At 67.5% G+C, this 25,689-nt stretch carries 26 protein-coding genes; 5 read left to right on the top strand and 21 right to left on the bottom strand.

Going from position 1 to position 25,689, the window contains the following annotated elements; genetic code table 11:
- Window positions 1–10 precede the first annotated feature (10 nt).
- Complete coding sequence (iscR, locus tag QKY98_RS15780) at window positions 11–508, bottom strand: Fe-S cluster assembly transcriptional regulator IscR (protein ID WP_027598345.1); 498 nt, start codon at window positions 506–508, stop codon at window positions 11–13.
- Between the two features lie 84 nt (window positions 509–592).
- Window positions 593–1,381: a tRNA (cytosine(32)/uridine(32)-2'-O)-methyltransferase TrmJ gene (gene trmJ, locus QKY98_RS15775; protein ID WP_027598346.1), complete on the bottom strand. Its 789-nt coding sequence runs from the start codon at window positions 1,379–1,381 to the stop codon at window positions 593–595.
- A 140-nt stretch (window positions 1,382–1,521) separates the two neighbouring features.
- Between trmJ and suhB the strand changes: the two genes are divergently transcribed.
- Complete coding sequence (gene suhB / locus QKY98_RS15770) at window positions 1,522–2,337, top strand: type III secretion system regulator SuhB (protein ID WP_027598347.1); 816 nt, start codon at window positions 1,522–1,524, stop codon at window positions 2,335–2,337.
- 94 nt (window positions 2,338–2,431) lie between these two features.
- On the opposite strand, the gene QKY98_RS15765 is transcribed toward suhB, so the two are convergent.
- The 16 genes from QKY98_RS15765 to QKY98_RS15690 all read right to left on the bottom strand — a co-directional run bounded on the left by QKY98_RS15765 (window position 2,432) and on the right by QKY98_RS15690 (window position 16,206).
- Window positions 2,432–2,836 carry a ClpXP protease specificity-enhancing factor gene (locus tag QKY98_RS15765; protein WP_007162414.1) on the bottom strand — a complete coding sequence of 135 codons (405 nt, stop codon included), beginning with the start codon at window positions 2,834–2,836 and terminating at the stop codon, window positions 2,432–2,434.
- Between the two features lie 11 nt (window positions 2,837–2,847).
- Entirely contained in the window at window positions 2,848–3,462 is a 615-nt protein-coding gene (locus tag QKY98_RS15760; protein WP_027598348.1) for a glutathione S-transferase N-terminal domain-containing protein, read from the bottom strand.
- A 72-nt stretch (window positions 3,463–3,534) separates the two neighbouring features.
- On the bottom strand, window positions 3,535–4,197 hold the full coding sequence (locus QKY98_RS15755; RefSeq protein WP_284671218.1) for a cytochrome c1: 663 nt from the start codon (window positions 4,195–4,197) through the stop codon (window positions 3,535–3,537).
- Complete coding sequence (locus tag QKY98_RS15750) at window positions 4,194–5,387, bottom strand: cytochrome b (protein ID WP_284671217.1); 1,194 nt, start codon at window positions 5,385–5,387, stop codon at window positions 4,194–4,196. The genes QKY98_RS15755 and QKY98_RS15750 overlap by 4 nt, the downstream gene beginning before the upstream one ends.
- Entirely contained in the window at window positions 5,384–5,956 is a 573-nt protein-coding gene (gene petA, locus QKY98_RS15745; protein ID WP_145248565.1) for a ubiquinol-cytochrome c reductase iron-sulfur subunit, read from the bottom strand. Before petA ends, QKY98_RS15750 begins: the two co-directional genes overlap by 4 nt.
- Entirely contained in the window at window positions 5,953–6,975 is a 1,023-nt protein-coding gene (gene murB / locus QKY98_RS15740) for a UDP-N-acetylmuramate dehydrogenase (RefSeq protein WP_042138173.1), read from the bottom strand. The genes petA and murB overlap by 4 nt, the downstream gene beginning before the upstream one ends.
- Window positions 6,965–7,432, bottom strand: coding sequence for a low molecular weight protein-tyrosine-phosphatase (locus QKY98_RS15735; RefSeq protein WP_284671333.1), 468 nt, complete (start codon window positions 7,430–7,432; stop codon window positions 6,965–6,967). Before QKY98_RS15735 ends, murB begins: the two co-directional genes overlap by 11 nt.
- A 6-nt stretch (window positions 7,433–7,438) precedes the next feature.
- Window positions 7,439–8,203, bottom strand: a complete 765-nt coding sequence (gene kdsB / locus QKY98_RS15730) for a 3-deoxy-manno-octulosonate cytidylyltransferase (protein WP_284671216.1) — start codon at window positions 8,201–8,203, stop codon at window positions 7,439–7,441.
- Window positions 8,200–8,385, bottom strand: a complete 186-nt coding sequence (locus QKY98_RS15725) for a Trm112 family protein (RefSeq protein ID WP_007162406.1) — start codon at window positions 8,383–8,385, stop codon at window positions 8,200–8,202. Before QKY98_RS15725 ends, kdsB begins: the two co-directional genes overlap by 4 nt.
- A 14-nt stretch (window positions 8,386–8,399) precedes the next feature.
- A complete protein-coding gene (gene lpxK / locus QKY98_RS15720; RefSeq protein ID WP_284671215.1) occupies window positions 8,400–9,407 on the bottom strand; it encodes a tetraacyldisaccharide 4'-kinase in 1,008 nt (335 codons plus the stop codon).
- Complete coding sequence (gene pocB, locus QKY98_RS15715; protein WP_027601470.1) at window positions 9,404–9,844, bottom strand: flagellar polar localization protein PocB; 441 nt, start codon at window positions 9,842–9,844, stop codon at window positions 9,404–9,406. The genes lpxK and pocB overlap by 4 nt, the downstream gene beginning before the upstream one ends.
- Window positions 9,841–10,476 (bottom strand): flagellar polar localization protein PocA, encoded by a 636-nt coding sequence (gene pocA / locus QKY98_RS15710; protein WP_007162403.1) that lies wholly within the window; start codon window positions 10,474–10,476, stop codon window positions 9,841–9,843. Before pocA ends, pocB begins: the two co-directional genes overlap by 4 nt.
- 191 nt (window positions 10,477–10,667) lie before the next feature.
- Window positions 10,668–12,908 carry a DNA internalization-related competence protein ComEC/Rec2 gene (locus QKY98_RS15705; RefSeq protein ID WP_284671214.1) on the bottom strand — a complete coding sequence of 747 codons (2,241 nt, stop codon included), beginning with the start codon at window positions 12,906–12,908 and terminating at the stop codon, window positions 10,668–10,670.
- Between the two features lie 104 nt (window positions 12,909–13,012).
- The gene (locus QKY98_RS15700; RefSeq protein ID WP_027601468.1) at window positions 13,013–14,254 is read right to left on the bottom strand and encodes a lipoprotein-releasing ABC transporter permease subunit; all 1,242 of its coding nucleotides are present in this window, start codon (window positions 14,252–14,254) and stop codon (window positions 13,013–13,015) included.
- Between the two features lie 7 nt (window positions 14,255–14,261).
- Entirely contained in the window at window positions 14,262–14,963 is a 702-nt protein-coding gene (gene lolD, locus QKY98_RS15695; RefSeq protein WP_026083696.1) for a lipoprotein-releasing ABC transporter ATP-binding protein LolD, read from the bottom strand.
- Window positions 14,956–16,206: a lipoprotein-releasing ABC transporter permease subunit gene (locus QKY98_RS15690; RefSeq protein ID WP_284671213.1), complete on the bottom strand. Its 1,251-nt coding sequence runs from the start codon at window positions 16,204–16,206 to the stop codon at window positions 14,956–14,958. The genes lolD and QKY98_RS15690 overlap by 8 nt, the downstream gene beginning before the upstream one ends.
- A 107-nt stretch (window positions 16,207–16,313) precedes the next feature.
- Here QKY98_RS15690 and QKY98_RS15685 point away from each other — a divergent pair, with 107 nt between their 5' ends.
- From QKY98_RS15685 to QKY98_RS15675, 3 genes are read left to right on the top strand one after another with little or no spacing between them, the layout of a single operon-like run.
- Window positions 16,314–16,865: a PilZ domain-containing protein gene (locus QKY98_RS15685; RefSeq protein WP_027598360.1), complete on the top strand. Its 552-nt coding sequence runs from the start codon at window positions 16,314–16,316 to the stop codon at window positions 16,863–16,865.
- Window positions 16,862–17,152, top strand: a complete 291-nt coding sequence (locus tag QKY98_RS15680) for a phosphodiesterase (protein WP_042138153.1) — start codon at window positions 16,862–16,864, stop codon at window positions 17,150–17,152. Before QKY98_RS15685 ends, QKY98_RS15680 begins: the two co-directional genes overlap by 4 nt.
- Window positions 17,153–17,167: 15 nt before the next feature.
- Window positions 17,168–17,884: a glycerophosphodiester phosphodiesterase gene (locus tag QKY98_RS15675; RefSeq protein ID WP_042138151.1), complete on the top strand. Its 717-nt coding sequence runs from the start codon at window positions 17,168–17,170 to the stop codon at window positions 17,882–17,884.
- A 358-nt stretch (window positions 17,885–18,242) separates the two neighbouring features.
- Here QKY98_RS15675 and sthA read toward each other — a convergent pair whose 3' ends face one another.
- Together sthA and QKY98_RS15665 are read right to left on the bottom strand one after the other, a co-directional pair.
- Window positions 18,243–19,637, bottom strand: coding sequence for a Si-specific NAD(P)(+) transhydrogenase (sthA, locus tag QKY98_RS15670; protein WP_027598363.1), 1,395 nt, complete (start codon window positions 19,635–19,637; stop codon window positions 18,243–18,245).
- A gap of 209 nt (window positions 19,638–19,846) precedes the next feature.
- Window positions 19,847–21,289: a glyceraldehyde-3-phosphate dehydrogenase gene (locus QKY98_RS15665; RefSeq protein WP_007162394.1), complete on the bottom strand. Its 1,443-nt coding sequence runs from the start codon at window positions 21,287–21,289 to the stop codon at window positions 19,847–19,849.
- 154 nt (window positions 21,290–21,443) lie between these two features.
- Between QKY98_RS15665 and mfd the strand changes: the two genes are divergently transcribed.
- Window positions 21,444–24,893, top strand: coding sequence for a transcription-repair coupling factor (mfd, locus tag QKY98_RS15660; RefSeq protein ID WP_284671212.1), 3,450 nt, complete (start codon window positions 21,444–21,446; stop codon window positions 24,891–24,893).
- Window positions 24,894–24,938: 45 nt separating this feature from the next.
- Here the strand turns inward: mfd and QKY98_RS15655 are convergent, their stop codons facing one another.
- Window positions 24,939–25,679 (bottom strand): S-methyl-5'-thioinosine phosphorylase, encoded by a 741-nt coding sequence (locus QKY98_RS15655; protein ID WP_284671211.1) that lies wholly within the window; start codon window positions 25,677–25,679, stop codon window positions 24,939–24,941.
- Window positions 25,680–25,689 lie beyond the last annotated feature (10 nt).

Here is a 25,689-nt window from a genome sequence, read left to right as displayed (position 1 = left end):
GCGTCTCTGCTCAGTCGATGGTGGACGCTTCGATTTTTTCGACCGCTAAAGGCGATTGCTTGCTGGCACAGACCTTGGTGTCCTGACGCTTGGCAACCTGCTGGATCTCGTTGCGGGCGACCAGGTCGGCCAGGGTGATGCCACTGAGGAAGGTGTGGATCTGATCGCTCAGGTCGCACCAGAGGTGGTGGGTCAGGCAGGTATCACCCTGGTGACAACCCCCACTGCCCTGGCAGCGGGTGGCATCCACGGATTCGTTGACGGCATCGATCACCTGGGCGACATGGATACCGCCCATGTCGCGCGCCAGCTGGTAGCCGCCGCCGGGACCGCGCACGCTGTTGACCAGCGAGCCGCGGCGCAGCCGGGCAAACAGCTGCTCCAGATAGGACAGCGAAATGCCCTGCCGCTCGGAAATGTCGGCCAGCGACACCGGGCCCCGCTGGGCATGCAGCGCCAGGTCGAGCATGGCGGTTACGGCATAGCGGCCTTTGGTGGTCAGTCTCATGACGAACTCGAGCGGGTTGCATCGGATGACCCCGATTATCGGATTCCCGACAAAAAAGGTCAACTTTAAAACCGACCAAATCACTCAGGCATTATCTATCGGGGGGATAGTCCGCGGATGGGATTCGCCCCGGGCGGCCTTCTGGGTTTCGGTGAGGATGCCGCGCAGGATGTTCATTTCCAGCTTGCTGATGCCGGCCCGGCCATAGAGGCGGCGGAGGCGACTCATCAGGTGACGCGGCTTGGCAGGATCGAGGAAGCCGATCTCCACCAGGGTCTGCTCCAGGTGCTCGTAATAGAGCTCCAGCTCCTCCACCGTCACCGGCTGAGTGTTGAGCATGGCGGTGGCCTCGACCTTGTTCATCTTGGTCGGCTGGTTCTGCGCCGCGAGCCAGGCCATGCGCACCTCGTACACCAGCACCTGGACCGCTGCGGCGAGGTTGAGCGAGCCGAAGGCCGGGTCCGAGGGGATGTGCACATGGTAGTGGCAGCGCTGCAGCTCCTCGTTGGTGAGGCCGGCGTATTCGCGACCGAACACCAGGGCTACCTCGCCACCCTGCTCCACCTGGGCCAGGGAGGTGGTGGCGCATTCGCGCGGATCCAGCAGCGGCCAGGGGATGCGGCGATCGCGGGCGCTGGTGCCCAGCACCAGACTGCAGCCGGTCAGGGCCTCTTCCAGGGTGTCGACGACGATGGCGGCGTCGAGCACGTCGTTGGCCCCGGAGGCGCGGGCATTGGCCTCGCCGCTGGGAAAGTCCTCGGGATCGACCAGATAGAGGCGCGACAGCCCCATGTTCTTCATTGCCCGGGCGGCACCGCCGATGTTGCCGGGATGGCTGGTATTGACCAGAACGACGCGGATGTTGTTCAGCACGTGGCTATCCTCGAGCGGACGCGGGAAATCGGCGCCGTATACTACGCCCACACGCGCCCGCTTGCCACGAATACCCCTTCCAGCGCCGCGAAGTCTGCTATCATTGCCGGCTTTCCTTATACAACCCAGGTGATTTATCCATGCAGCCCATGCTGAACATCGCACTGCGCGCGGCCCGCAGCGCCGGTGAACTGATTTTCCGTTCGATTGAGCGCCTGGACGTGATCGCCGTCGACGAAAAAGGCGCCAACGACTTCGTCTCCGAAGTCGACCGGGCCGCCGAGCAGACCATCCTCGCCACCCTGCGCAAGGCCTACCCCACCCATGGTTTCTACGGTGAGGAATCCGGCTACCTGGCGGGCGAAGGCGAAGGCGCCGACTACGTCTGGATCGTCGACCCGCTGGACGGCACCACCAACTTCCTCCGTGGCGTCCCGCACTTCTCGGTGAGCATCGCCTGCAAGTACAAGGGCCGCCTGGAGCACGCCGTGGTCCTGGATCCGGTGCGTCAGGAAGAATTCACCGCCAGCCGTGGCCGCGGTGCCGCCCTGAACGGTCGCCGCATCCGCGTCACCAACCGGCGCAGCCTGGAAGGTGCCCTGCTGGGTACCGGCTTCCCCTTCCGTGCCAATGACGTCGATCACCTGGACAACTACCTGGGCATGTTCCGCAGCCTGATCGGTCAGACCGCCGGCATCCGCCGCGCCGGCTCCGCCGCCCTGGACCTGGCCTATGTCGCCGCCGGTCGTTTCGACGCCTTCTGGGAAATGGGTCTGTCGGAGTGGGACATGGCCGCAGGCGCCCTGCTGGTGCAGGAAGCCGGTGGCCTGATCGGTGACTTCAACGGCGGCCACGACTTCCTCGAGAAGGGCCACATCGTCGCCGGCAACCCCAAGTGCTTCCGCGGCCTGCTGACCCAGATCCAGCCGCACCTGCCGGCCTCGCTCAAGCGCTGAGTCCGCCTGGCTTACGAAAAAGCCCCTGCCGGCCATGCCGACAGGGGCTTTTTCTTGCCTGCCGCAAAGAGACTTCGCAGCAGGCCGGCGGGGATCACTTGACCACTTTCAGACTCGGCCGCGCCGGTGCCGGCTTGGGCGCCTCGGGCTTGCTGCCGCCAGTGTCCGGACCCTGGTCATCCGGCGGGCTGGGCTCGCTGTCGAAGACCATACCCTGGCCGTTCTCCCGGGCGTAGATGGCCAGGATGGCGCCGATCGGGACGTAGAGGTTGTAGGCCACGCCGCCGAAGCGGCCATTGAAGCTCACCGCCTCGTTGTCCATGTGCAGGTCGCGCACGGCACTGGGCGAGGCGTTCAGCACGATCTGGCCGTCGTTGGCATAGCCCGGCGGCACGCGCACCTCGGCGTAGTCGGCATTGACCAGCAGATGGGGCGTGCAGTCGTTGTCCACGATCCACTCGTAGAGCGCGCGGACCAGGTAGGGGCGACTGGAATTCATGGGGTTCTCCTCTAGCGCATCTCACGCTCGGTGACCGAAAGACTGGATCGGAAACTGTCGCGCGCGAACATGCGATCCATGTAGTCCTGCAGCGGCTTGGCGGCCCGGGGCAATTCGACGCCCAGGCGCGGCAGGCGCCACAGGAGGGGGAGCAGGCAACAGTCCACCAGGGAAAAGTCGTCGCTCAGGAAAAAGGGTTTTTCCGCGAAGATCGGCGCCACGCCGGTCAGGCTCTCCCGCAATTCCTTGCGTGCGGTGGCGAGGTCGGCGCCCGGCGCGGCCTGCAGGATGGCGTCCACCAGGCTGCACCAGTCACGGCCGATGCGGTGCATCAGCAGTCGCGACTGGCCGCGGGTGACCGGATAGGCCGGCAGCAGCGGCGGATGCGGATAGCGTTCCTCGAGGTACTCCATGAGCACCTCAGTGCCATAGAGCACCAGGTCGCGATCCATCAGCGTCGGCACGGTGCCATAGGGATTGTGCTCGGCCAGCTGCCGCGGACACTCGCCCCGGCGCACGGCGATCAGCTCGCACTCGACGTTCTTTTCCGCCAGGATCAGACGGATCCGGTGGCTGTAGTGATCCTCGGGATCATGGAAACAGGTCAGGCGGGTTATGGCGCCCATGGGTCCCTCCCCGGTTGGGGGCGAAGCTGCAAAGGAGGGATTATCTCGCACCTTGCCGCCCGCCACCTAGTCTCATCGCTCACTGTCGGGCAATCGCCGCCAGAATTCGCGCTTGAGCCAGAAGGCCAGGACGGCGAACAGCAGCAGATAGCCCAGCACCCAGGGCGCGAGGCGCCAGGCCAGGCTGCGCTCGGGCGCGGCGGAATAACCGAGGTAGGCGACCAGATCGTCGACGGTACGCGCGAACTGCTCGGGCGTTTGGGCGCCGCTGCCGGGTTCCAGGCGCAGCACGCAACGCCCCGCGCTGCAGTCGCGCACCTGGCGGCCGCGCAGGGCGGCCAGGACATCGGGCATGCGCGTGCCGGGTGCCCTGAGGTTGTCGACCCCGAGTGGCCGCCCGGGCGCCACGTAGAATTCCTGCAGGAAGGCGCGCAGCCAGGCCTCGCCGCGTACCGCGGCGATCAGGGTGAGATCCGGCGGCACGCTGCCAAAGGCACGCCGGGCATCCTCGGGCTTGAGCAGGCCGAGCATGGGCGCGCTGGGGGTGCGTCCGGGCGCCCAGCTGGCGAGGTCGAGGTGAAGATCGGCGGCGACCCGGTCGAAGCGCTGGTACTCCTGGCCATGGCAGGCCAGGCAATAGCGGCCGAAGCTGATGGCACCGGCCCGGGGATCACCTTCGGTGCCCATGGCCAGACCACTGCACAGCAGCAGGACCAGCAGCAGAACGCGATTCATGACCGGGACTCCGCTGGCGTACGCGGACGACCCAGCCTGCTGTACCAGGGCATGCCCAGCAGGCCGATGAAATAGACACCCGCCGCCAGACGCGCCAGCAGCAGGCGCCCATCGGTCAGGGCGACTACGCCCAGCACGCCCAGGGCGACAAAGGCCAGGCAGGCCAGGTACAGCCCCAGTCGCGCCGGCCAGGCCTTGTGGCGGACCGAGCGGACCGGACTGCGATCCAGCCAGGGCAGCACGAACAGCAGGGCGATGGCCAGGGCCGCCAGGCCGAGACCGCCGGCCTTGCTCGGCACCGCGCGCAGCAGCGCATAGAAGGGTGCCAGGTACCAGGGCGGCGCGATATGTGCGGGAGTCACCAGCGGATCGGCCGGTTGCTGGTTGGCCGGTTCCAGCACCAGTCCGCCCAGGTCAGGCGCCAGCAGCACCACGGCGAGAAAGACCAGCAGGAAGACCGCCAGGCCGCAGAGGTCCTTGAGCGTCAGATAGGGATGGAAAGGCACCCCGGCGGCACCGCTGACATCGCGCTCGTCACCCTCGGGATTGTTCGAGCCGGTCTGGCGCAGGGCGACGACGTGCAGGCTCACCAGTGCAAGGATCAGCAGTGGCAGCCCGACCACATGCAGGGCCTGGAAGCGGCGCAGGCTGGCATCGGACAGCACTATCCCGCCGCGCAGCAGGTCGGCCAGTGTCGGGCCGATCAGGGGCACGGCCTCGACGGCACTGAGGGACACCTGGGCGCCCCAGTAGGAAAGTTGTCCCCAGGGCAGCAGATAGCCGAAGAAGGCCTGGGCCAGCAGCAGCACATAGAGCAGCACGCCGAAGCTCCAGACCAGCTCGCGCGGGGCGCGGTAGGAGCCGTACAGCAGGCCGCGCAGCATGTGCAGATAGAGGCAGACGAACAGCGCCGAGGCGCCCACCGCATGCAGATAGCGGATCAGCCAGCCGAAGGGCACCTCGCGCATGAACAGCTGGACCGAGGCGAAGGCACCCTTCACGGTGGGTTCATAGCCGAACAGTAGCCAGAGTCCGGTCAGCACCTGCAGCGCCAGGATGAAGAGCAATAGCGAGCCGAACAGATAGAAGACGTTGAGGTTGCGCGGCACCCGGTAGTCGCTGAGGTGTCGGCGCCAGAAGGCGCCGATCGGCAGCCGTCGCTCCAGCCAGCCGGGCTCCCTGTCCCTCATGCCACGCCCTCCCCGTCGCTGCCGATCACCAGCAGGCTCTCGCCTTTGAAGTGATAGGGAGGCACGGCCAGATTCAGGGGTGCCGGCTGGTCGCGATAGACCCGCCCAGCGAGATCGAAATGGGAGCCATGGCAGGGACAGAGATAGCCTTGGTTCGTCGTTGCGGTGTCCAGGGAGGGAATACAGCCCAGGTGGGTGCAGATAGCGGTGACCACGAAGATGTCCGGCCGCCGCGATCTCAGCCGTGGATCGACATAGGGTGGCTGGCTGGATTCCCGGGAATCCGGGTCGGCGAGGCCGGCCTGGTCGGCCAACAGCCGGGCCTGGTCCGCCGCGCTGCGGCGCAGCACGCAAACCGGCTGGCCGCGCCACTGCACCGTGAGTTGCTCGCCTTCGCGCAGGGTTTTGAGATCCACCTCGACCGGCGCCGCCGCCACCTCCGCCGAACGACTGGGCCGCAGGGCGCAGACGAAGGGCACGCTACCCGCCACCAGTCCCAGGCCGCCGACGGCGGAGGTGGTGGCGATCAGCAGGCGGCGGCGTTGGGCATCGGGGGCGTCGTCGGTCACGTCAGGCTTCCCGGCTCCATCTCCAGCGTCACGCCGAAGCGCTCGCGCACCGAGGCGCGGATGCGCTCGGCCAGGGCCAGGACGTCGCGACTGCGGGCGCCGCCGAAGTTGACCAGCACCAGCGCCTGGGCGGCATGCACCCCCACGGCGCCATCGCGATGACCGCGCCAGCCGGCCTGGTCGATCAGCCAGCCGGCGGCCAGCTTGACGCTGCCATCGGCCTGCGGATAGGTCGGCAGACCTGGATAGCGGCCCTGCAGCGCGGCGGCTTCGGCAGCGGTCACCACCGGATTCTTGAAGAAGCTGCCGGCATTGCCCAGCACCGCCGGGTCGGGCAGTTTGCTCTGGCGGATGCTGCAGATGGCCGCGCTGACGGCCTCGGGGGTCGGCTGCGTGACGCCCGCCTCGGTCAGGGCCTGGCGCACCGGACCGTAGTCCAGCACTAGCTGCGGGCGCCGACTGAGATGGAAGCGCACCCGCAGCACGATCCAGCGTCCGGCCTCGGCCTTGAAGCGACTCTCGCGGTAGGCGAAGGCGCAATCGGCCGGACTGAGGTCATGGAGTTCGCCGCTGTGGCGATCGAGCGCCGTGACGCCCGCACATCTGTCCTTCAATTCGACGCCATAGGCGCCGATGTTCTGGATCGGCGAGGCGCCCACGGTGCCCGGGATCAGGCTGAGATTTTCCAGGCCGTACCAGCCGTTGGCCAGGGTGGCCATGACGAAGGGGTGCCAGGGCTCGCCGGCTTCGGCTTCCACCAGCAGGGCATCGCCCTCCTCCGCCAGCAGACGGATACCGCGCGAGGTCAGCCGCAGCACCAGGCCCTCGACCCGTTCGGGCAGGACCAGATTGCTGCCACCGCCCAGCACCCGCAGGGGTACGCCCAGCTGCCGGGCCAGCGCCAGGGCCGCGCGGACCTCGGCGTCACTGGCGGCTTCCAGATAGCGATCGGCTTCTGCCACCAGACCGAAGGTATTGAGGCCCTGCAGCGGAACCAGCTGTTGCAGCTCAGCGACCATGACGGGCAGCCACCTCGGCGACCAGGCCATCGCAGGCGCTTTCCAGCAGGTCGAGGACCCGCTCGAAGCCAGCTGCGCCGCCGTAATAGGGATCGGGCACCTCGTCCACCGCCAGGCCCTGGCGCGCCAGGAAGAGTTCGGGCACGGCGCCCTCGTCCGGACGCAACTGTTCCAGCCAGGCGAGGTTGTCCTGGTCCATGGCCAGGATCAGGTCGAAGCGCTGGAAATCGTCCTCAGCGACCTGGCGCGCGCGCAGGTTGGCGATGTCATAGCCGCGACCGGCCGCGGCCTGGATGGCCCGGGAATCCGGTGCCTTGCCGACATGCCAGTCGCCGGTGCCGGCCGAGTCCAGCTCCACCGCCTCGGCAAGGCCGGCGGCGTCCAGCTTGGCCCTGAGGATGCCTTCGGCGGTGGGCGAGCGGCAGATGTTGCCCATGCAGACGAACAGGATGCGCAGGGTCATCTAGGCTCCCAGCAGGCGACGGACGCGTTCGAGATCTTCCAGGGTATCCACGCCGGCCTGGGGCGCTTCCAGGGCATCGGCGACATGGATGCGCACGCCGTGCCAGAGAGCGCGCAATTGCTCCAGGGCTTCGGTCTCTTCCAGGGCGCAGGGGCCCCAGCTGACGAAATCGGCAAGGAAGCCGGCGCGGTAGGCGTAGATGCCGATGTGGCGACGATAGGGAAAGCCCTGGGGCAGCTGCGCGCGATCGCTGGCGAAGGCGTTGCGCGCCCAGGGCAGCGGTGCCCGGCTGAAGGTCAGCGCCAGGCCGTTCACGTCGGTGCTCACCTTGACCACATTGGGATTGAACAGGCTATCGACGTCACTGATCGGCTCAGCCAGGGTGGCTACCCCGGCTTCGGGATGGGCGGCGAGGTTGGCCGCCACCTGGTCGATCACCGCCGGCGGAATCAGCGGCTCGTCGCCCTGGACGTTGACCACCAGGGCGTCGCTGGCCAGGCCGAGCAGCTCGGCCACCTCGGCCAGGCGATCGGTGCCCGAGGCATGGTCGGCGCGGGTCAGCAGGACCCGGGCGCCAAAGCCTTCGCAGGCACGCAGGATGTCGTCGTGGTCGGTCGCCACCACCACCTGCTCGGCGCCGCTGCGGCGGGCCTGCTCCCAGACGTGCTGGATCATCGGCTTGCCGGCGATGTCGAGCAGCGGCTTGTTGGGCAGCCGGGTGCTGGCCATTCGCGCCGGAATGACGACGGTGAAGGCGGCGCTCATTTATCCAGACGCTCGTCCGTGGTGATGATGCGCGCCTCGCTTTCCAGCATCACCGGGATGCCGTCGCGAATCGGGAAGGCCAGGCCGGCGGCCTTGCTGATGAGCTCGGTCTTGTCGTCGCTCAAGATCAGCGGGCTCTTGGTCAGGGGGCAGGCGAGGATGTCCAGCAGCTTGAGATCCATGGGCAGAGGTTCCGTCAGTGAGAGTGTTCGGGCAGGAGTCGGTCGAGACGCCCGTCCAGCCAGGCGACGAAGGCGGCCGAGGGCTGGGCGTCCACCGCCAGGTACCACCAGTCGGCGGCGGCGAAGGACCGGCACTTGACCGCGTCCTTCTCGGTCATCACCAGCGGCAGCGCGGGGGTGAAGGTCAGGTCCGCGGCGCTGTAGGTGGCGTGATCGGCGAAGGCATGGGGCAACGGCTGCCAGTGTAGTCCTTCGAGGGTGGCGAAGAAACGCCCGGGGTTGCCGATGCCGGCCAGGGCGTGCAGGCGCTGCCCCGGCGGAAAGAAATCCAGCGGTCGCGTCTCGCCGCTGTGCAGATTGACCAGGGCACTGGGCTGCAGGGTCAAGCCGAAGCCGTCGGCCGGATCGACCGCGGCGCCGTTGTGGATCACGGCGTCCACCTCGGCCAGGCGCTCCAGGGGTTCGCGCAGGGGGCCGGCCGGCAGGCAGCGACCGTTGCCGAAGCCGCGCGCCGCATCGACCATCACCAGCTCCAGGTCGCGGGCCAGGCGATAGTGCTGCAGGCCGTCGTCGCTGAGGATGACGTCGAGCGATTCTTCGGCGAGCAGGCGTTCGACGGCGCGACCGCGGTCGGGATCCGTCACCAGCGCCACCCCGGTGCGCTGCACGATCAGCAGCGGCTCGTCGCCGGCGACGGCGGCGGTGTCGCTGGCCCGCACCCGCCAGGGCAGACTCGGCGGCGTGGCGCCATAGCCGCGGCTGACCACCCCGACCTTGAGCCCACGGGCGCGCAGGTGGCCGATCAGCCAGAGGATCATGGGCGTCTTGCCGGTACCGCCCACGGTGAGATTGCCCACCACGATGACCGGTACCGGCGCGCGATGGATGCTGCCCTGCCCCGCCAGGAAACGCTGGCGCTTGCGCCGGGCGACCTGGCGATAGAGGGCTTCGAGCGGCGCCAGCAGGCCCAGGGCCGGATGCCCCTGGTACCAGGCGCGGACCAGGCGCTCGCCCAGGCTCACGGCCGTTTCGCCTGGGCCTCGAGGGTGGTGATGCGCAACTGGCTGAAACCCAGCTTGCCGGCGGCGTCCATGGCCATGACCACCGCCTGGTGGGTGGCGCGGCCATCGGCGGTGATCACCAGCGGCAGGCTGTTGTCGCCGCCGGATTCCCGCTGCAGCGCGGTGGTCAGGCCGGTCAGGTCGTTGCGCGCCAGGGTCTGGCCGTTGAGCGCCATCTGGCCTTCGGCGGTGATGCTGATTTCCAGGATCCTGCCCTGGTTGGCGGCCGCGGCGGCGCTATCGGCCTCGGGCAATTCGATCTTCAGCTGGCTGGGCTTGCTGAAGGTGGCGGTCACCACGAAGAACAGCAGCAGGACGAAGATGACGTCGATGAAGGACGCCAGGTTGATATAGACCTCTTCGCGAGCGGCGCCCCCGGCGCGGCGACGGAATTTCACGCCGGGGCTCCTTCGCGGACGTCCACCTCGCGATCGCCGTGAAGGATGTCCACCAGCTTGACCGCTTCCTGCTCCATGCCCACCACCAGCTCATCGACCCGGCGCAGCAGGTAGCGATGGAAGAACACCGCGGGAATCGCCACCAGCAGGCCGGTGGCGGTGGTGACCAGGGCCTTGGAGATGCCACCGGCGAGGATGGGCGCATTGGCCATGCCGTCGTTCATGAAGGCGCTGAAGATGTCGATCATGCCGAACACCGTACCCAGCAGACCCATCAGGGGCGCCAGGGCGGCGATGCTGCCGAGGGTGTTGAGGTAGCGCTCGAGGTCGTGGACCACGCGGCTGCCGGCTTCCTCGATGGCTTCCTTCATGATGTCGCGGCCATGGCGGGAATTGGCCAGGCCCGCGGCGAGGATGTCGCCCAAGGGCGATCCGGCGCGCAATTCGCGCAGCCGCTCGGCATTGAGCTGCTTGTCCTGGATCCAGCGCCAGACCTGGGCGAGCAGCGTCGGCGGTGCGACCCGGCTGCGCCTGAGGGTCCACAGCCGCTCGGCGATGATGGCCGTGGCCAGGATGGAACTGAGAATGATCGGCAGCATCATCCAGCCGCCCGCTTTGACCATTTCGAACACGAGACCGTTACCCCTGCCGCAAAATGCGGCCACTCTAGCACGAACGCCGGAGAGCCTGTTCAAGGGCTCGCGAGCTAGAGACAAACAAGGCGACAAGACCTGAGGAAGCGGAGTTTACGAATGGTAAATGAGCATTCCGAAGGTCTTTTCAACGCGGTTTGGCCGACGCGCAGCAGCCTTTGAATAGGCTATCAGGGTGTCGGCGGGCCTATCCGCCACCAATGCCGCACCTGGCGTTGCCCGCGTGGTGCCTCCCAGCGACCCAGGGTCCAGCTCAGGGCGCCCCGCTCGGCGGTGTCGTAGGGCAGCACGCCGCGCTCGCGATAGCGCGCCAGTACCTGGGGATGGGGATGGCCATAGCGATTGTTCAGCCCTCGGGAGATGAGCACGCCACGTGGCTGGACGGCGTCGATGAAGGCGGCGCTGGAGCCGCTGCGACTGCCGTGGTGCGGCGCGACCAGCCATTCCGCCGCCACGGGCACACCGCTGGCCAGCAGTTCGGCTTCACGGCGGGCGTCGATGTCGCCGGTCAGCAGCAGGCGCTCGCCCCTGGCCACGACGCTGAGCACGCAGGAGGACGCGTTGGAATCCGCCGCGGGGTGCCACCAGGTGGTGAAGGCGACCTCGTTCCAGCGCCACTCGGCCCCATCCGTGCAGTCCCGGGCGTGCAGTTCCGGCGTGAGGCGTCCCGCCTCGCCACTGAGCACCTGTCCTGGCGGCAGTCCCCTGGCCACGGCCGGCGCACCACCGGCGTGGTCGGCATCGGCATGACTGAGCAGCATGACGTCCAGGGCGCCGATGCCGAAGGCCTTCAGGTTGGGCAGGACGACCCGGGCGCCGCTGTCGTAGCTGCCCTGGCGCGGACCGGCATCATAGAGCAGCGCATGGTCACGGGTGCGCACCAGCACCGCCAGGCCCTGCCCCACGTCCAGCACGGTGATCCGTGCCAGGCCCTCCGCGGGTAGCGGTGGCGGGGGAAACAGCCCCGGCAGCATCAGCAGCGCGCCGAAGACTCGCAGCGGCACCCCCGCGGGCAGCAGGGCCAGCAGCGCGCCCAGCCCCGCCAGCCATAGCGCCCAGGTCGGTGCCAATACCGGTTGCCAGGCCGCCCCCAGGTGCGCCAAGCCGCCCAGCAGCCAGAGCAGTCCCTGCAGCAGGCCACCCGCCAGCAGCAAGGCCGGAGTTCCCAGCGGCGACCAGAGCAGGGACAGCAGCGTCCCCGCCAGGGCCAGGGGCACGATGGCCAGGTCCATCAGCGGCACGGCCAGGGCATTGGCCAGCGGGCCGCTCAGACTCAGGGGCAGGCCCAGCGCCAGCAGCAGCGGCGCCAGGCCCACGGCCATGCACCACTGGGCGCGTCCGAGGGTGAGCCACCAGGGCAGGCGGCCCAGGCGGCCAGCAAAGCTCCACAGCAGCAACAGTACGGCGCCAAAGGACAGCCAGAAGCCGGGCAGCAGACTGACCAGCGGATTGGCGGCCAGCACCAGCACCAAGGCCAGCAGCACGGCATCCGCCAGCCGCACCTGCTGGCGCCCGAGTTGCCAGACCAGGCCCAGGGTGACCATGACGCAGGCCCGCTGCACCGGCACCTCGAAGCCGGCCAGCAGTCCGTAGCCCAGCGCAGTGGCGATGGTCAGCACCGCCGCGGACAGGCGCCAGGGTAGCCGGCGCGGCCAGCAGCCATGCCGCGCCAGGAGGACCACTCCGGCATAGACGCCCAGGGCGATCAGGCCGATGTGCTGCCCGGAGATGACCATCAGGTGCACGGTGCCGGTGTCCTGGAACAGCTGCCACTGGGCATCGGTGATGCCCGAGCCGTCACCCACCACCAGGGCGGCGAGCAGGCCGCCCTGCCCGGCCGGATCGCGCCTCTGCAGGTATTGCCGGATGCCGTCGCGCCAGGTCGCCAGGCCACTGGCGGCGGCCAGGCGCTGGCCATCCTTGACGCTGCCGGTGGCGCCTATGCCCTGGGCCAGCAGCCAGGCTTCGCGGTCCTGGCCGAGGGGGTTGACCAGGCCCGCAGGGCCGCGCAGCTCCGCGGCCAGGCGCCAGCGTTCGCCGGCCAGCGGGCGCGGCCCGCCGTGCCAGCTCAGGCGGATCCGCGCCGGCAGCTCAAGCGCGCGGCGGCTGGTCGCCCCGGCGAGCACGAAACTCACCGAATCGGCGTCCACCGTGGGCAGCCCGCTGATCTGGCCGTCGATCCACAGCACCCGCTGTTCCAGCGCCGGATCCAGGCGATCGTCCAGCGCCCAGTGGCCATTGAGCAGCGCCCAGGCCAGACCCAGCCCGAGGGCACCGAGCGCCAGGAAGCGGGTGAACAGCAGTGCCAGGGCCACGGCCGCGAGGGCCGCCAGCAGCGGTAGCGACGGCAGCGTGGCGAAGGCGCGCAGGAGCAGCACGCCCAGGGCGAAGGACAGCAGAGCGGCGCGCATCAGGACTCCATCCATGGAGAGCCGAAAGGGCTTCAGAAGCGCGGATTAGAGCAGTTTGGACGCCACAGGACCAGGGGCATGGCGCCCCCTGGCCCGGCAGGAGATCAGTCGTAGCGCAGGGCTTCGGCCGGTGAGGTGCGCGAGGCGCGCCAGGCGGGATAGAGGGTTGCCAGGAAACTCATGCTCAGGGCGGCCACGGCGATGAGCACCACGTCTTCCAGCTCCAGCCGCGACGGCAGGTTGCTGATGAAGTACATGTCGCCGCCAAACAGCTTGTGGCCGACCAGGCGCTCCAGGGCGGCGATCCAGCTGCTGACGTTGAGCGCCGCGATGACGCCCAGCACGCCGCCGATCAGGGTACCGACCAGGCCGATCACCGTGCCCTGCACCATGAACACCGCCATGATCTGCCCGGGCGTGGCGCCCAGGGTGCGCAGGATGGCGATGTCGGCCTTCTTGTCGGCCACCACCATGATCAGGGTGGCGATGATGTTGAAGGCGGCCACGGCGACGATCAGCAAGAGCAGCAGGCCGATCATGGTCTTTTCCATCTGCATGGCCTGGAACAGGCTGCCCTGGGAGATCGTCCAGTCGCGCGCCTGGTAGCCGTCGCCGAGGGCCTTGGCCACGTCGCGGGAAATGCGCGGCGCCTGGAACAGATCGTCCAGCGCCAGGCGGATGCTTTCCACCTGGCCCGGCTGCCAGCCCTTGAGCGGCGCGGCATCGGCGACGTTGATCAGCGCCAGGGAGGCATCCAGTTCGGCGCCGACCTTGAAGGTGCCGACCACGGTGAAGCGCCGCAGCCGCGGGGTGATGCTGCCGGTGGCGCCGACCTCGGGGATGATCACCGTGACCTGGCTGCCCAGCTCCAGCTGGAAGCGCCGCGCGGCGATCTCGCCCAGCACGATGCCGAATTCGCCAGGCTTGAGGGCGTCGAGACTGCCCTGGGTCATGCGCTCGCCGACGATGGACACGCGTTTTTCCTGGGCGGGATCGATGCCGTCCACCAGCAGCGGCTGCATGCGCCCCCGTACCGAGAGCATGCCCTGCAACTGGGTATAGGGCACCGCCGCCAGCACATGGGGCTGCTGCTCGGCCTTGGTTGCCAGCGGGCGCCAGTCGTCCAGCGGCTGGGCCGCGCTGATGAAGGCATGGGGCACCATGCCGAGGATGCGGCCACGCATTTCCTCCTGGAAGCCGTTCATCACCGACAGCACCAGGATCATGGCCAGCACGCCCAGCGCCAGGCCGAACATGGAGACCAGCGAGAAGAAGGAGATGAACGACTTGCGCCGCTTGGCGCGGGTGTATCTCAGGCCGATGAACAGCGAAAGCGGTCTGAACATGGCGACCTCAGACCTGCCGGGCCGGCGTGGCGTCGACCAGATGGCCTTCGTCCAGGCGCAGCATCCGGTCCATCTGGCCGGCCAGCACCTGGTCGTGGGTCACCACCAGGAAGGCGGTGCGCAGCGAGGTGGACAGCTCCAGCATCAGATCCTGGATGCCGTGGGCGGTGTGCTGGTCGAGGTTGCCGGTGGGTTCGTCGAGCAGCACCAGCTTGGGCTGGTTGACCAGCGCCCGGGCGATGGCCACGCGCTGGCGCTCGCCACCGGACAGCTCGGCCGGCTTGTGGCCCAGGCGATGGCCGAGACCGACCCGCTCCAGCAGCTTGGCGGCGCGCTCGCGGGCCTCGCCGATGGAGGCCTTGCCGATCAACAGAGGCATGCAGACGTTTTCCAGGGCGCTGAATTCGGGCAGCAGGTGGTGGAACTGGTAGACGAAGCCCATGGCGCGATTGCGCAGGAGGCCGCGGGCCTTCTCGTTGAGCGCCGACAGCTCCTCGCCGTCGAGCCAGACACTGCCGCTGCTGGGGGTATCCAGGCCGCCGAGCAGGTTCAACAGGGTGGTCTTGCCCGACCCCGAACTGCCGACGATGGACACCCGCTCGCCCGGTTGCAGGGTCAGCTGGACGTTGCTCAGCACCTCGACGGTCTGGGGGCCTTCCTCGTAGCGCTTGCCCAGGTCCTGGCAACGCAAAACGGCTCGATCATTCATAACGCAGGGCCTCGGCGGGTTGGGTACGGGCGGCGCTCCAGGAGGGATAGAGCGTGGCCAGGAAGCTCAGGGCAAAGGACGCGCCGCAGACCAGCAGGACGTCGTGCAGCTGCAGCTGCGCCGGCAGGTAGTCGATGAAGTACACCTCGGCGTTGAGGAACTGGTGCCCGGTGACCCGCTGCACCCAGGCCAGGGCGGCGCTGACGTTGAGCGCGGCGAGCACGCCCAGCAGGCAGCCGATGGCGGTGCCGATGACGCCGATGAAGGTCCCCTGGACCATGAACACCGCCATGATCTGCCGGGGCGTGGCGCCCAGGGTGCGCAGGATGGCGATGTCGGATTTCTTGTCGGTCACCACCATCACCAGGGTGGAGACGATGTTGAAGGCGGCCACGGCGACGATCAGCAGCAGGAGCAGGCCGATCATGGTCTTTTCCATGCCGATGGCCTGGTAGAGATTGCCGTGGGTGCGGGTCCAGTCGCGGGCGTACCAGTCGTTGCCCGGCAGCTGGCGAGCGATGTTCCAGGACACGTCCGGCGCCTGGAACAGGTCGTGCAGCTTGAGGCGCACGCCCTGCACCGCGTTCGCCGGCCAGCGCTGCAGCCGCGCGGCGTCCTCGATGTCGATCAGGCCCACCGAGCCGTCCAGCTCGCCGGCGCCGACGCTGAAGATGCCCACCACGGTGAATCTCTTCATGCGCGGAAACATGCCGGCCGGGGTCACGGCCACTTCCGGGGCGATATAGGTGAGCTTGTCGCCGACCTTGACGCCCAGTTTCTCGGCGGCCAGAGAGCCGATGATGATGCCGAATTCGCCCGGCTTGAGGTCGTCGAGCCGGCCCTCGCGCATGAAGCTGGGGATGATCGAGACCTTGGGCTCCTCGGCCGGATCGATGGCGTTGAGCAATACCGTCTGCACCGCCTTGTCGTGGGCCAGCATGCCCTGCAACTGGGTGAAGGGCGCCACCGCGGTCACCTGGCTGTTCTGCAGCGCCAATTCGCGCACGCTGCGCCAGTCGTTGACCGGCTGGTAGGACTCCACCGTCGCATGGGGAATCATGCCGAGGACACGATCGCGCATCTCGCGGTCGAAGCCGTTCATGACCGACAGCACCACGATCATCACGACCACGCCGAGGGCCAGGCCGATCATGGAAGTGAGCGAGATGAAGGAGACGAAATGGTTGCGGCGCTTGGCGCGGACGTAACGCAGGCCAAGGTAGATCGGCAGGGGTCTGAACATAGGCTCGCTTGCACGGCGGAAAGACGTAGGCGCCCTGCGGGTTGGACGGCGACACCGTGCCGGCTCGCCGGCTACACTCGGGGCCATCACCCACGGAGCGGCCCGACATGACCACCCCAGACGCGCGTGAACGGCGGGAATACTATCGCATCACCGACCGTATCGCACTGCAAATCAGCCCTGCCGACGGGGTCCCCGGCGAGACCGCGCCGCTGTTCGCACTCCTGAGCGAACTGCATCAGCTGGAATTCGAATCCCGTCACCTGCTGCGCAATCTGGACGAGCGCGACCGCGCCGTCACCGCCTGCCTGCGCCTGGTGCACAAGCGCCTGGACCTGCTCGGCCAGGCCTTTACCTGGAATCTCCTGCACGACAGCGGCGCCACCCGCGACGTGGTGCTGTCCGAAGGCGGCCTGGCCTTCGTCGATGCCGAGCCCTATGCCCTGGGCACCCGGCTCGACCTGCGCATGGCACTGCCGCCCCAGGGCCTGGGCCTGCAGGTGCTGGCCGAGGTGACCGGCTGCCAGGCCGTCAAGGGCGGGTACGAGATCGGCACCAGTTTCATCGACCTGGAAGACGCCCAGCGCCAGCTGCTGGCGCGCCACGTCTTGCGTCAGCAGGCCCGGGTGCGCCGCGCCGACCGTGGAGACGAGGCGTGAAACGCCCCTGGCTGGCGCTCCTGCTGCTCGGCGCCGCCCTGCCCGGCTGGGCCGAGACCCTGCAGATCCCGCTGGGCCAGCAGGGCGATGGCAGTACCCCGCTGCCTCTGCGTGGCGACAGTCGCAGCCAGGTCCTGGAGCGCTTCGGCCTGCCCGATCAGGAGCACCCGCCGGTCGGTCGGCCAGCCATCCGCCGCTGGGACTACAGAGATTTCAGCGTCTATTTCGAAAACGACCGGGTGCTGGATGCGGTTCGCGAACCGCGGCGTCCGGTCCCCTCACCCTAGCGCCTAGGAGCCCTCATGACCCTTATTTACGGACACCGCGGCGCCCGCGGCGAAGCCCCGGAAAACACCCTGGCCGGTTTCGAGCTGTGCCTGGAACTGGGCGTCACGCGCTGCGAGCTGGACCTGCACCTCTCCCGGGACGGCGAGCTGGTGGTGATCCACGACCCGACCCTGAAACGCACCACCGGGCGTGGCGGCAAGGTCAGCGAAAAGGCGGTCGCCGATCTGGTCGCCCTGGATGCCCGCCAGGGGGGGCCGGTGTGGCCGCGCCCCTGCCCCATCCCGACCCTGCGCGAGCTGTTCGAGAAGTGTTCCTTCGAACACTGGCAGCTGGAGGTGAAGAGCGCCTCGCGAGTGCGGGCGGCGCAGACCGTGAGGGCCATCGCCCAGCTGGTCGAGGAATTCGGCCTGCAGAACAAGGTGACCGTCACCAGCTCCTCGCGCGAGGTCCTGCGCGCCCTGCAGCGCGACACCCCACAGCTGGCGCGTGGACTGGTGGCGGAATACGCCTGGCTGGATCCGCTCAAGGTGGCCGCTCACTACGACTGCCACCTGCTGGCGCTGAACTGGACGCTGTGCACCCCGGAACGGCTGCTCAAGGCTCAGCGCCAGGGCCTGCACGTCTCGGTCTGGACGGTGAACGACGCCAGCCTGATGCGCCGCCTGGCCGACTTCGGCGCGGACAGCCTGATCACCGATTTTCCGAGTCTGGCGCGACGGACGCTGGGGTAGGCTCCTGCCTGCCCCAGCAGTCGCGGCCATGGGGTCCGTCGCTGCGGCCGCCTCTGCGGGACTCTGATGCTTCACTGATCGCGGCCATGGGCCGCTCCTACAGGCTCGATGTAACCGTAGGAGCGGCCCATGGCCGCGATAAAGACAGCGCTCCTACCTCTAGGCAAACACCCGTAGGAGCGGCCGCAGCGGTGGACCGCCATGGCCGTGATGCGAGCCGACTCCGTAGCGTGGAAAACGGCGCAGCCTTTTCCACTGGAGACTGCTACGGGGAGCACCCTCACCCCAGCCCTCTCCCGAGGGGAGAGGGGGGCTAGCCGAGCGGACATTCGCCTCCGTCCGCTCAACCTGGGCCGACTCAAAACAACCGATTCAAGCCATCGAAAGCCGCTACCCGGTAGGCCTCGGCCATGGTCGGGTAATTGAAGGTGGTGTTGACGAAATAGCGGATGCTGTTCGCCTCGCCTTCCTGGTTCATGATCGCCTGGCCGATGTGCAGGATCTCCGAGGCCTGGTCGCCGAAGCAGTGCACGCCCAACACCTGCAGGGTCTCGCGGTGGAAGAGGATCTTCAGCATGCCCACCGGTTCGCCGGAGATCTGCGCCCGCGCCATGCTCTTGAAGAAGGCCTTGCCGACCTCATAGGGCACTCGCTCCTGGGTCAGCTCGCGCTCGGTCTTGCCCAGCGAACTGATCTCGGGAATGGTGTAGATGCCGGTGGGGATGTCGTTGACCACCCGCCCGTTGTTGTCGTGCAGGATATTGTCCGAGGCCGAACGCCCCTGGTCGTAGGCGGCACTGGCCAGGCTTGGCCAGCCGATGACGTCGCCCGCCGCATAGATGTTGGCGACCGAGGTCCGGTAGTTCTCGTCGACGGTGACCTGGCCCCGGCTGTTGACCGAGATGCCCACGTTCTGCAGGCCCAGCTGGTCGGTGTTGCCGGTCCGGCCGTTACACCACAGCAGGGCATCGGCGCGCAGCTTCTTGCCGGACTTCAGGTGCAGGACGACGCCGTTTTCCTGGCCTTCGATGCGCTCGTATTCCTCGTTGTGACGAATGAGCACATTGTTGTTCTGCAGGTGATAGCTCAGGGCGTCGGAGATCTCGTCGTCGAGGAAGCTGAGCAGCTGGTCGCGGTTGTCGATCAGGTCCACCAGCACGCCGAGACCACTGAAGATGGAGGCGTATTCGCTGCCGATCACCCCGGCACCATAGATGATCAGCCGGCGCGGGGTATGGGTCAGCGACAGGATGGTGTCGCTGTCGTAGATGCGCGGATGGCTGAAGTCTACGTCCACCGGGCGATAGGGTCGCGAGCCGGTAGCGATGACGACCTGCTTGGCCACCAGGCGCTCCAGATCGCCACGCAGGTTGACGATCTCGATGGTGTTCTCGTCGGCGAAGCTGGCGGTACCGAAGAACAGGTCGACGCGATTGCGCGCGTAGTAGCTGGTGCGGGACGACACCTGGCGGGCGATCACCCGCTCGGCGCTGCGCAGCACATCGGGAAAGGAGAACCAGCGCGGCTCGCCGATGGAGCGGAACATCTCGTTGGTGTTGAACTGGATGATCTGCTTGACCGAATGGCGCAGCGCCTTGGAGGGAATGGTGCCCAGGTGGGTGCAGTTGCCGCCGACCACCTGGCGATTGTCCACCACCGCCACGCGACGGCCATTCTTGGCGGCGTTCATCGCCGCGCCCTCGCCTGCCGGTCCCGAACCCAGTACCACCACGTCGTAGCTATAGACCGCCATGCTTTCTCCTCAGAAGGTTAGCCGTCCGCAGGCGACGGCTGGAGCCGGACCGCCTCGCGAGAGGTCGGATCCGGCGCGAGATCGCCCCAGGGGGCTGCGACCTCTTGTCACGGGTCGCTATTGTGGCGCAAAACCCGGTCAAAACGAAAACGGGAGCCACGCGGGCTCCCGTTTTTTCTTGCAAGTCAGCCTTGCCTAGGACGCAAGACTCAGGCCGGGAAGGCCGGCGGATTGACGCCCGCCATCTCTTCCAGCACCCGCACGACCTGGCAGCTGTAGCCGAACTCGTTGTCGTACCAGACGTAGAGGACGACACGGTTGTCGCTGACGATGGTGGCACCGGCATCGACCACACCCGCATGGCGGGAGCCGACGAAGTCGCTGGACACCACTTCCGGCGAGTTCACGAAGTCGATCTGCTTGTGCAGCGGCGAGTGCAGCGCCATCTCGCGCAGGTACTCGTTGATCTCGTCCTTGCTGGTGGCGTTTTCCAGGTTCAGGTTGAGGATCGCCATGGAGACGTTGGGCGTCGGCACGCGGATGGCGTTGCCGGTCAGCTTGCCAGCCAGTTCCGGCAGTGCCTTGGCCACGGCCTTGGCGGCGCCGGTCTCGGTGATGACCATGTTCAGCGCGGCGCTGCGGCCACGGCGATCGCCCTTGTGGAAGTTGTCGATCAGGTTCTGGTCGTTGGTGTACGAGTGCACGGTCTCGACGTGACCGTTGACGATGCCGTACTTGTCGTTGACCGCCTTCAGGATCGGCACGATGGCGTTGGTGGTGCAGGAGGCCGCGGTGACGATGGTGTCTTCGGCGGTGATGGTGTCATGGTTGATGCCATGCACGATGTTCTTCAGGCTGCCCTTGCCGGGTGCGGTCAGCACCACGCGGGAAACGCCCTTGCACTTGAGGTGCTGGCCCAGGCCTTCGGCATCGCGCCACTTGCCGGTGTTGTCGACCACGATGGCATCCTGGATGCCGTACTGGGTGTAGTCGACGGTGGTGGGATCGTTGGAGTAGATCACCTTGATCAGGGTGCCGTTGGCACACAGGGTGCTATTGGCTTCGTCGACGGTGATGGTGCCGTCGAAGGAACCGTGCACGGAGTCGCGACGCAGCAGGCTGGCACGCTTGACCAGATCGTTGTCGGCGCCCTTGCGCACGACGATGGCGCGCAGGCGCAGGCCGTCGCCGCTACCCTGGTGCTCGATGAGGATGCGCGCCAGCAGGCGGCCGATGCGACCGAAGCCGTAGAGGACCACGTCCTTGCCCTTGCGCTGCTCGACGCCCTGCTTGCCGACCACGGCGGACAGCTCGCTGCGCAGGAAGTCCTTGAGGTCGCGACCGGCGCCTTCGGCCTTGAATTTAAGGCTCAGGCGGGCGAGGTCGATGGAGGCGGCGCCCAGTTCCAGCTCGCTCAGGGCCTTCACCAGCGGGTAGGTGTCCTGCACGGACAGCTCGACGTTGTCGATCTGGCGGGCGAACCGGTGGGCCTTGAGAATGGAGATCACCGAACGGTTGACCAAACCGCGACCGTAAATGGAGGTCACAACATTGTTGTTACGGTACAGCTGACCAATCAGGGGAATCATGGCCTCGGCGAGCGCTTCGCGATCGATCCATTCTTCAAGGCACTGCTCAGGCTTCTGACTCACGACAAATCCTTCCCTATGTAGGAGCTGAAAAAAGGAACTACATTATGACCGCGCTGCCTGTCCCAGGCAATCTACGCGCGTCGCTGCACTGACAGCGTGAAAGCCCGGTCGTTACAATCCCAACCCTCCCGAAATCCACCGGAGTTCCGCCCGCGTGTCAGTTTTGCGTACCCCGTCAATTCCTGAAACCGCCGGCCGCCAGCAGTGGGGCAATCTGCCCGGCGCCGCGCTAGCCCTCGCCATCGCTGAAGCCGCCAAGGCCGCGACCCGCCGCTTCATCCTGCTGATCACCCAGGACAGCCAGACCGCTGATCGCCTGGAGCAGGAACTGCGCTTCTTCGCCCCTGAACTTCCGGTACTGAATTTTCCCGATTGGGAGACGCTACCCTACGATGTCTTCTCGCCCCACCAGGACATCATCTCCCAGCGTGTCGCTACCCTTTATCGGCTGCCGGAGCTGTCCCACGGCATTTTGGTAGTCCCTCTGGCGACTGCCCTACACCGCCTGGCGCCCACGCGCTTCCTGCTCGGCAGCAGCCTGGTGCTGGACGTCGGCCAGCGGCTGGACGTGGAAGCCACCCGCGCGCGCCTGGAAGCGGCCGGCTATAGATATGTGGATACGGTGTACGAACACGGCGAATTCGCCGTGCGCGGCGCCCTGATCGATCTCTTTCCCATGGGCAGCAACCTGCCTTACCGGATCGACCTGTTCGACGACGAGATCGAGACGCTGCGTACCTTCGATCCGGAAACGCAGAGATCCATCGACAAGGTCGACAGCATCCGTCTCCTGCCGGCGCGGGAATTCCCGCTGCATAAGGAGGCGGTGACCGGCTTTCGTGCGCGGTTCCGCGAAAGATTCGACGTGGACTATCGCCGCTGCCCCATCTATCAGGATCTGGCCAGCGGCATTACCCCGGCAGGCATCGAGTACTACCTGCCGCTGTTCTTCGACGAGACCTCGACCCTCTTCGACTATCTGCCGGCCAACACCCAGGTGTTTTCCCTGCCGGGTATCGAACAGGCCGCCGAGCAATTCTGGACCGATGTCCGTAATCGCTACGAAGACCGCCGGGTCGATCCGGAGCGGCCGCTGCTGCCGCCGGCCGATGTCTTCCTGCCGGTGGAAGACTGCTTCGCCCGGCTGAAGGCCTGGCCACGGGTGGTCATCGGCGCGGACGACCTGGAAGCCGGCGTGGGCCGCGAGCGCTTCGCCGCACGCGCCCTGCCGGACCTGGCCATCGACGCCAAGGCCAGCCAGCCGCTGGCGGCCCTGGAGCACTTCATCACCGATTTCCCCGGTCGCGTGCTGTTCACCGCGGAAAGCGCCGGTCGCCGCGAGGTGCTGCTGGAGCTGCTCGCCCGACTGAACCTGCGCCCTGGCCAGGTCGACGGCTGGGCGGCCTTCCAGGCCAGCGCCGAGCGCATCGCCATCGCCCTGGCGCCGCTGGACGAAGGCCTGGTGCTGGATGACGCCGGGGTCGCCCTGATTCCGGAGAATCCGCTGTTCGGCCAGCGCATCATGCAGCGCCGCCGGCGCGAGAAGGGCCGTGACGCCGGCGAGAATGTCATCAAGAACCTTACCGAGCTGCGCGAAGGCGCGCCGGTGGTGCACATCGACCATGGCGTCGGCCGCTACATGGGCCTGATCACCCTGGAGCTGGACGACCAGCCCCAGGAATTCCTGCTGCTCGAATACGCCGACGACGCCAAGCTCTATGTGCCGGTGGCCAACCTGCACCTGATCGCCCGCTACTCGGGCACCGACGACGCCCTGGCGCCGCTGCACAAGCTGGGGTCCGAGACCTGGCAGAAGGCCAAGCGCAAGGCCGCCGAACAGGTGCGCGACGTGGCTGCCGAACTGCTCGACGTCTATGCCCGGCGCGCCGCGCGCAAGGGCTATGCCTTCAAGGACCCGGCGGCGGACTACGCCACCTTCTCCGCCGGCTTCCCCTTCGAGGAGACGCCGGACCAGCAGGCCGCCATCGAGGCGGTGCACCGGGACATGCTGGCGGGCACGCCCATGGATCGCCTGGTCTGCGGCGACGTGGGCTTCGGCAAGACCGAGGTGGCCATGCGCGCGGCCTTCATCGCCGTGCACGGTGGCCGCCAGGTGGCGGTGCTGGTCCCCACCACCCTCCTCGCCCAGCAGCACTACAACAGCTTCCGCGATCGCTTCGCCGACTGGCCGGTACGCGTCGAGGTGATGAGCCGTTTCAAGTCGGCCCAGGAAGTCGCCGCCGCCGCGCGCGAGCTGGCCGAAGGCAAGATCGACATCATCATCGGCACCCACAAGCTGTTGCAGGGCGACGTGAAGTTCAAGGACCTGGGCCTGGCCATCATCGACGAAGAGCACCGCTTCGGGGTGCGCCAGAAGGAACAGCTCAAGTCGCTGCGCAGCGAGGTGGACATCCTCACCCTCACCGCCACGCCGATCCCACGCACCCTGAACATGGCCGTGGCCGGCATGCGCGACCTGTCCATCATCGCCACCCCGCCGGCTCGGCGTCTCTCGGTGCGCACCTTCGTCATGGAGGAGCAGAACGCGGTGATCAAGGAAGCCCTGCTGCGCGAACTGCTGCGCGGCGGCCAGGTGTACTTCCTGCACAACGAGGTCAAGACCATCGAGAAGCGGGCCCGCGAACTGGCCGAACTGGTGCCGGAGGCCCGCGTCGGCATCGGCCACGGACAGATGCGCGAACGCGATCTCGAACAGGTGATGAGCGACTTCTACCACAAGAGATTCAACGTGCTGGTGGCCTCGACCATCATCGAGACCGGCATCGACGTGCCCAATGCCAACACCATCATCATCGAGCGCGCCGACAAGTTCGGCCTGGCCCAGCTGCACCAGCTGCGCGGCCGGGTCGGCCGTAGTCACCACCAGGCCTATGCCTATCTGCTCACCCCGCCGCGCAAGGGCATGACCCCGGACGCCGAGAAGCGCCTGGAAGCCATCGCCGGTGCCCAGGACCTGGGGGCCGGCTTCATCCTGGCGACCCACGACCTGGAGATCCGCGGCGCCGGCGAACTGCTCGGCGAAGGCCAGAGCGGCCAGATCCAGGCGGTCGGCTTCACCCTCTACATGGAAATGCTCGAGCGCGCGGTCAAGGCCATCCGCAAGGGCGAGCAACCCAACCTGGAACAACCCCTGGGCGGCGGTCCGGACATCAACATGCGCGTGCCCGCGCTGATCCCGGAAGACTACCTGCCCGACGTCCATGCGCGGCTGATCCTCTACAAGCGCATCGCCTCGGCGGCGGACGAAGACGCCCTCAAGGAATTGCAGGTGGAGATGATCGACCGCTTCGGGCTCCTGCCGGAACCGACCAAGAACCTGGTGCGCCTGACGCTGCTCAAGCTGCGTGCGGAAGGCCTGGGCATCGTCAAGGTGGATGCCGGGCCCCAGGGCGGACGGCTGGAATTCGCCGCCGACACCCAGGTGGATCCGCTGGTGCTGGTGAAGATGATCCAGGCGCAGCCGAAGAAGTACCGGCTGGAAGGCGCGACCCTGTTCAAGTTCCAGGTACCCATGGAGCGGGCGGAAGAGCGCTTCAACGTCCTGGAAGCCCTGTTCGACCGCCTGACGCCCGCCGCCAGCTGATCGAAGAGCCGCTCCCGGTCGATCCCGGGAGCGGCTTGAGCGCTATCAGCCCGCCAGCACCTCGGCCAGCACCTGCCGCACCTCGTCGATGCCGCTGGCCAGGACGGCTTCGATCTCGGCCATGGTGATTTCCCGCTGCACCTTGCCGGCCGCCGGATTCACCACCAGCGCCAGGCAGGCGTAGGGCAGGCCCAATTCGCGGGCCAGGGCCGCCTCCGGCATCCCGGTCATGCCGACGATGTCGCAGCCGTCGCGCTCCAGCCGGACGATCTCCCCCGCCGTCTCCAGGCGCGGCCCCTGAGTCGCGGCATAGATGCCATGGTCGCTGTGCGGCAGCTGCAGCCTGCGCAGTGCCCCGAGCAGACGCTGCCGCAGGGGCTCATCGTAGGGAAAGCTGAAGTCGATGTGGGTGACGTGCGCAAGGTCGGCCCCTTCGAAGAAGGTATGGCCGCGCCCCCAGGTGTAGTCCACCAGTTGATGGGGCACGCACAGATGGCCGCTGCCCATGGCGGCATGGATACCGCCCACGGCGTTCACCGCGACGATGGCCTCGGCACCGGCCTCCTTGAGCGCCCAGAGATTGGCGCGGTAGTTGACCTGATGCGGCGGAATGCGATGGGGATGGCCATGGCGCGCCAGGAACAGCACCGGGCGCCCGGCATAGTGGCCGCGCTGCACGGGCGCCGAGGGCGCGCCCCAGGGCGTCTCGAAGGTCTGGGCCTGGTCCAGCTCCAGACCCGCGAGCGCGGTGAGGCCGGTACCGCCGATGATGGCGTAGGTAGTCATGGGAATGTCC

Origin of the sequence: Pseudomonas sp. HR1 (genome assembly GCF_030175875.1) — a bacterium.
In the GTDB taxonomy this organism is placed as follows: domain Bacteria; phylum Pseudomonadota; class Gammaproteobacteria; order Pseudomonadales; family Pseudomonadaceae; genus Chryseomonas; species Chryseomonas oryzihabitans.
Note: the sequence above shows the minus strand (reverse complement) of the source record. Positions and strands in the feature narration are given on the sequence as shown.

Coding starts and splice junctions, on each gene's coding strand:
- iscR (WP_027598345.1), bottom strand. CDS start 508: ATGAGACTGACCACCAAAGGCCGCTATGCCGTAACCGCCATGCTCGAC.
- suhB (WP_027598347.1), top strand. CDS start 1,522: ATGCAGCCCATGCTGAACATCGCACTGCGCGCGGCCCGCAGCGCCGGT.
- QKY98_RS15765 (WP_007162414.1), bottom strand. CDS start 2,836: ATGAATTCCAGTCGCCCCTACCTGGTCCGCGCGCTCTACGAGTGGATC.
- QKY98_RS15760 (WP_027598348.1), bottom strand. CDS start 3,462: ATGGGCGCCATAACCCGCCTGACCTGTTTCCATGATCCCGAGGATCAC.
- QKY98_RS15755 (WP_284671218.1), bottom strand. CDS start 4,197: ATGAATCGCGTTCTGCTGCTGGTCCTGCTGCTGTGCAGTGGTCTGGCC.
- QKY98_RS15750 (WP_284671217.1), bottom strand. CDS start 5,387: ATGAGGGACAGGGAGCCCGGCTGGCTGGAGCGACGGCTGCCGATCGGC.
- murB (WP_042138173.1), bottom strand. CDS start 6,975: ATGGTCGCTGAGCTGCAACAGCTGGTTCCGCTGCAGGGCCTCAATACC.
- kdsB (WP_284671216.1), bottom strand. CDS start 8,203: ATGAGCGCCGCCTTCACCGTCGTCATTCCGGCGCGAATGGCCAGCACC.
- QKY98_RS15725 (WP_007162406.1), bottom strand. CDS start 8,385: ATGGATCTCAAGCTGCTGGACATCCTCGCCTGCCCCCTGACCAAGAGC.
- QKY98_RS15705 (WP_284671214.1), bottom strand. CDS start 12,908: ATGCGCGCCGCTCTGCTGTCCTTCGCCCTGGGCGTGCTGCTCCTGCGC.
- QKY98_RS15700 (WP_027601468.1), bottom strand. CDS start 14,254: ATGTTCAGACCGCTTTCGCTGTTCATCGGCCTGAGATACACCCGCGCC.
- lolD (WP_026083696.1), bottom strand. CDS start 14,963: ATGAATGATCGAGCCGTTTTGCGTTGCCAGGACCTGGGCAAGCGCTAC.
- QKY98_RS15690 (WP_284671213.1), bottom strand. CDS start 16,206: ATGTTCAGACCCCTGCCGATCTACCTTGGCCTGCGTTACGTCCGCGCC.
- QKY98_RS15685 (WP_027598360.1), top strand. CDS start 16,314: ATGACCACCCCAGACGCGCGTGAACGGCGGGAATACTATCGCATCACC.
- QKY98_RS15675 (WP_042138151.1), top strand. CDS start 17,168: ATGACCCTTATTTACGGACACCGCGGCGCCCGCGGCGAAGCCCCGGAA.
- sthA (WP_027598363.1), bottom strand. CDS start 19,637: ATGGCGGTCTATAGCTACGACGTGGTGGTACTGGGTTCGGGACCGGCA.
- QKY98_RS15655 (WP_284671211.1), bottom strand. CDS start 25,679: ATGACTACCTACGCCATCATCGGCGGTACCGGCCTCACCGCGCTCGCG.